General features: G+C 40.6%; 6 protein-coding genes. 5 read left to right on the forward strand and 1 reads right to left on the reverse strand.

Translation table 11 applies throughout. The features are described from left to right. The 5 genes from atpA to QZ055_RS07965 form a co-directional block, all read left to right on the forward strand. Positions 1–947: F0F1 ATP synthase subunit alpha (gene atpA, locus QZ055_RS07945; protein ID WP_295825875.1), on the forward strand; the 947-nt coding region annotated here is incomplete at its 5' end. Positions 948–950: 3 nt separating this feature from the next. Further along, positions 951–1,805: an ATP synthase F1 subunit gamma gene (atpG, locus tag QZ055_RS07950; RefSeq protein ID WP_060924366.1), complete on the forward strand. Its 855-nt coding sequence runs from the start codon at positions 951–953 to the stop codon at positions 1,803–1,805. An 18-nt stretch (positions 1,806–1,823) separates the two neighbouring features. After that, positions 1,824–3,248 carry a F0F1 ATP synthase subunit beta gene (gene atpD, locus QZ055_RS07955; RefSeq protein ID WP_295825877.1) on the forward strand — a complete coding sequence of 475 codons (1,425 nt, stop codon included), beginning with the start codon at positions 1,824–1,826 and terminating at the stop codon, positions 3,246–3,248. A 3-nt stretch (positions 3,249–3,251) separates the two neighbouring features. Next, the gene (gene atpC, locus QZ055_RS07960; protein WP_105089723.1) at positions 3,252–3,659 is read left to right on the forward strand and encodes an ATP synthase F1 subunit epsilon; all 408 of its coding nucleotides are present in this window, start codon (positions 3,252–3,254) and stop codon (positions 3,657–3,659) included. 148 nt (positions 3,660–3,807) lie between these two features. Continuing rightward, positions 3,808–4,164 carry a hypothetical protein gene (locus QZ055_RS07965; protein ID WP_295784002.1) on the forward strand — a complete coding sequence of 119 codons (357 nt, stop codon included), beginning with the start codon at positions 3,808–3,810 and terminating at the stop codon, positions 4,162–4,164. A gap of 70 nt (positions 4,165–4,234) precedes the next feature. Here the strand turns inward: QZ055_RS07965 and QZ055_RS07970 are convergent, their stop codons facing one another. After that, a complete protein-coding gene (locus QZ055_RS07970; protein ID WP_295825880.1) occupies positions 4,235–5,143 on the reverse strand; it encodes a hypothetical protein in 909 nt (302 codons plus the stop codon). Between the last annotated feature and the right edge of the window lie 162 nt (positions 5,144–5,305).

The raw sequence follows: 5,305 nt of genomic DNA on the forward strand, positions 1-5,305 counted from the left end.
TTGGTCAAAAAGAATCTACCGTAGCTCGTGTAGTACAAAAATTAGAAGAAACAGGTGCGTTGGATTATACAATCGTCGTTTCTGCTAGTGCTTCTACAGGTGCTCCATTACAATACATTGCTCCGTATGCAGGTGTTGCTATGGGTGAATACTTCATGTACAAAGGCAAACATGTACTTTGCGTATATGATGACTTAACTAAGCAAGCAGCTGCTTACCGTGCTATGTCTCTATTATTACGCCGTCCACCAGGGCGTGAAGCGTATCCAGGCGACGTATTCTACTTACACAGTCGTTTATTAGAACGTGCTGCTAAACTTTCACCAGAACTTGGCGGTGGTTCTATTACAGCGTTGCCAATCATTGAAACACAAGCGGGTGACGTATCTGCATACATCCCAACAAACGTAATTTCCATCACTGATGGTCAAATTTTCTTAGGGACAGATATGTTCTACTCTGGTATCCGTCCAGCTGTTGATGTAGGTTTGTCCGTATCCCGTGTAGGTGGTAGTGCTCAAACTAAAGCGATGAAACAAGTAGCAGGCCAATTGCGTTTGGACCTTGCTCAATATCGTGAATTGGCAGCCTTCGCACAGTTCGGTTCCGATCTTGATGCGGCTACTAAAGCACAATTAGACCGCGGTGAACGTTTGACTGAAATGTTAAAGCAAGGTCAATATGAACCTATGAGCGTAGCAGAAATGGTTATCAACCTTTACGCTGGTACAAAAGGTTATTTAGCTAATATTCAAGTAGATGATGTATTATCATTTGAAGCTGAACTTTTACGTTTTATAAAAGCTAACTATCCTGAAATTATCACGAATATTGAAACGTCTAAGAAAATTGATGAAGATACTGAAAATCTATTGAAGCAAGCAATCCCAGAATGTGTAGAAGCATTTGGTTCTACGCATACATTAGTGTCTCATAAGGAGGCGTAATGTATGGCTAGTGCACAAGATTTGCGAAAACGCATAAAAAGTGTTACCAATACGCAACAAATTACAAAAGCGATGAAGATGGTTGCTTCAGCTCGTCTTCGTAGGGCACAAACAAAAGCGGAATCTACACGTCCTTACGCAGAAAAAATTGGGCAAATCTTGCGTCATATGTCTAATAGTGATTTAGAAGGCTTTAGCAGTCCTTTACTAGAGGTACGTCCTATAAAGCGTACGTGCTATATAGTAATAGGTGCTGATAAGGGCCTTGCAGGGGCATTCTCGTCTAATGTATTGAAATTTGCTATGGAGCAATTGCATGGCAAATCTTCCGATACATATCGTGTTATCACGGCTGGTAAAAAGCCAAGAGACAGCATGAAATCCAGAGGAATTCATATCGATAAGTCCTATGCGGGCTTCTCTGATAAACCTTCCTATGAACATGCGCGTGCCATTATGCATGAAGCACTTTCACTATACGAACGTCATGAAGTTGACGAAGTCATCATGATCTATACACGTTTTGTAAATTCTATGACGCAAATTGCACAGGCTGAGCGCTTGTTGCCAATAGAGCAACCACAAGATGAGGTAAAAGGGGAAGAATATGACTTTATGCCTTCCGCTGTATCTGTCTTGGAGGCGTTGCTACCAAAATATTTAGAAATTACTGTTTATAATGGATTGTTGCAATCTGCAGCAAGTGAACTTGGTGCTCGCATGACAGCCATGACATCTGCTACAGACAATGCAGGGGAACTCATTGATTCCTTGGGGCTTGAATATAACAAGTTACGTCAATCTAGCATTACAAACGAAATTTCTGAAATCGTTGGTGGCGCTAATGCCTTGCAATAAATAAGGAGACATCTGTCGATGAGTAATAATATTGGTAAAGTTGTGCAGGTCATTGGCCCAGTTGTAGACGTGCGCTTCGATGCTGGTCATTTGCCAAGCATCTACAACGCCATCAACATCTACCATGATCATAAGGCACATGATAGACAAAAAATTGTAGTAGAGGTTATGCAACACTTAGGTGATGATACTGTACGTTGCGTTGCGATGAGCTCTACTGACGGTATGACCCGTAATATGGATGCTGAAGATACTGGTGCTGCAATTGCCGTTCCTGTAGGTGAAGGTGTATTGGGTCGTATCTTTAACGTATTGGGTGAAACTGTAGACCATGATCCAGCTCCAGTTGTAGCTGACGAAAAATGGCCTATTCATCGTCCAGCACCTAAATTTGATGACCTTTCTCCAGATACACAAATCTTGGAAACAGGTATTAAGGTTGTTGACCTTATCGCTCCTTACGTAAAAGGTGGTAAAATTGGCCTCTTCGGTGGTGCCGGCGTAGGTAAAACCGTATTAATCATGGAATTGATTCACAATGTTGCTACAGAGCACGGTGGTTACTCCGTATTCTCCGGCGTAGGCGAACGTACTCGTGAAGGTAACGACTTGTGGAATGAAATGAAAGAATCCGGCGTTATCAATAAAACGGCCCTCGTATATGGCCAAATGAATGAGCCACCTGGGGCTCGTATGCGCGTAGGTCTTACAGGCCTTACAATGGCTGAATACTTCCGTGATGTAAAGAAACAAGACGTGCTCTTGTTTATCGATAACATCTTCCGCTTTATTCAAGCGGGTTCCGAAGTATCTGCCCTCTTAGGTCGTATGCCATCTGCCGTAGGTTACCAACCTACATTGGCTAATGACGTAGGTGCATTACAAGAACGTATTACATCTACAAAAGAAGGTTCTATTACTTCCGTACAAGCTGTATATGTACCAGCCGATGACTTGACTGACCCTGCTCCAGCAGCAACATTTGCTCACTTGGATGCAACAACAGTATTGTCTCGTTCCATTGCGGAACTTGGTATTTATCCAGCTGTAGATCCACTCGATTCTACTAGTCGTATTTTGGACCCACATGTACTTGGCGAAGAACATTATACAGTAGCTCGTGGCGTACAAGAAGTATTGCAAAAATATCGCGATCTTCAAGATATTATCGCAATCCTCGGCATGGAAGAATTGTCTGACGAAGATAAATTGACTGTATCTCGCGCTCGTAAGATTCAACGTTTCTTGAGTCAACCATTCTTCGTAGCCGAAGTATTTACAGGTTCTCCTGGTAAATACGTACCATTGTCCGAAACATTGAGAGGCTTTAAAGAAATCCTTGATGGTAAACATGACGATTTACCGGAAGGTGCATTCTACATGGTTGGTACCATTGATGAAGCCGTTCAAAAAGCAAAGGAAATGCAAGAGAAGGGGGAATAATCCATGGCGGAACCTATGTCCCTACAGATCATCACACCTGATGCGATTGTCTTTGAAGGCAAGTCTACATTCTTTGTAGGCAAAGCCATCGATGGTCAATTTGGTGTTTTGCCAAATCATGCACCTATGATTATCGCATTAGATTTAGCGCCATTACGCATAGATCAACCAGATGGAACATCTCGTGAACTTGCCGTATTTGGTGGCTTCTGTGAAATTGAACATAATAAGGTGAGTATTGTAACTCCAGATTGCCAAGATCCATCATCTATTGATGTGGAACGTGCTCGTCGAGCTAAAGAACGTGCAGAAGGCCGGTTATCCAATCCTACACCAGATATCGATGTAGAACGCGCAGAAGCAGCATTGCAACGTGCATTATTGCGCTTGCATGTAACTAAACAACTATAAAATGAAAGGCTAGCCATAGGGCTAGCCTTTTTCTATAGAATTTCATTTTGTTTATAGGAAACACTCATCTAACATTAAGGTCATCTGCTTATACTAAAATTTGTCATTTAAATTTAATGACTTATTGTGTTAATTTGGAGGTTTTCTAATGAACGTATCAAAAAAATCTTTCATTGCTTTTGCTGTATTAGCATGCTGTTTTGGTGCATCTACACTAGGAACACATGTAGACGCATCTTATGGTTATAAATATACTGACTCGGTTCGCCCACCAGTAGAAACTCCTACAAATGATGCTTTTAGAGCTAACATGGTTAAACAAAATGAAGCTGATAATGCTAAATATGCTGCGACTACTAATACAAGTACAGCAAGTGCAAAAGATGATGATTCAATTTATTACGTAAGCGATTTATCTGATTCCTTCCGTAGTTCATTTACTACACTTTTAAGAAATGCTGGTTTTACAGAGCATCAACTTAGATTAATTGGCTTGATTCACTAAGTTATGTATCATTAATAGGTGAATACAAAAAGACCGTTAAGCAATTGCTTAACGGTCTTTTTAGTGTCTCTTATAATACGCTAACATCTTTTAAGGAGTAAGCAGTATTTCTAGGTTGTTCTACTTGGAAGTCAAGTACAACTGGAGATTCAGAGTTGATGCCAGGCGCTTGATAGCGGTCACGGTCTGTTGGAATGCGTTTATACGGTAATTTATCAAGTAATACAGTCATAACTTTATTCCATACAGCCTTATGTGTTGGCATTGTTAAGGAATCATCTGTTTGATTGAATCCACTGCGTACAGTGTGAATAACTTGATCATTCACATCGTAGTAATATAACAATGCATTAACTTTTGCTGCAATGTACATTTCGCGATCATCATTGTTATATGCGTATGGGCTATTTACACCATTGATTTGTACGTATACATCTTGCAATGGTACAGGCATGATAACAATTTCAGAGTTCTGCGCAGATGCAATTTGTGCAAGGTCAACAGCTCTAATTTCTGCTGTTGGCGTATTAGTACTTACGATTGCTGTATCGTAGTACGGATATTTAAGTGTGTTAGATAGACGATCTGTCATGTAACGACCAAATTGTGCTGTATTTTCATTGCGCAACTTGGCAGGTACTACGATTGTTACTTTGCGACTAGGGAAATTATCTAAATGACCATCATAATTAGAATTAGATGTGTTGATCGTCGCTTTTTCAGGTGTTCCTACAACTGGAGTAGAAACCGGTGTGTTGGCAACCTTCAAAATAGGTTGACCATTATTATCGGATTGTAACGTAGGTGTAGTTGTATCTACATTGGATTGCACAGAGTTAATAACAACCGGTTGAGTCCTATTGGATGTTAATTGACTCATATTAATTGTGGCCGCACTTGCTGTAGCAAGTGTAGATGCCAATAGTACACCTAGTACTGTAAGTAGCGAACGTTTATAGCGTCCGAATTTACGAAACATAGTTCCTCCTCTTAATAAAACTCTTTGAAATTTACAAACAAAACAACTGGTACTATTATATCACATATACAAAAAAAAGAAGCAAGCTTTATGCTTGCTTCTTGGTCTGGTGGACGATGACAGGATCGAACTGCCGACATCCTGCTTGTAAGGCAGGCGCTC

Source organism: uncultured Veillonella sp., from assembly GCF_905209685.1.
In the GTDB taxonomy this organism is placed as follows: domain Bacteria; phylum Bacillota; class Negativicutes; order Veillonellales; family Veillonellaceae; genus Veillonella.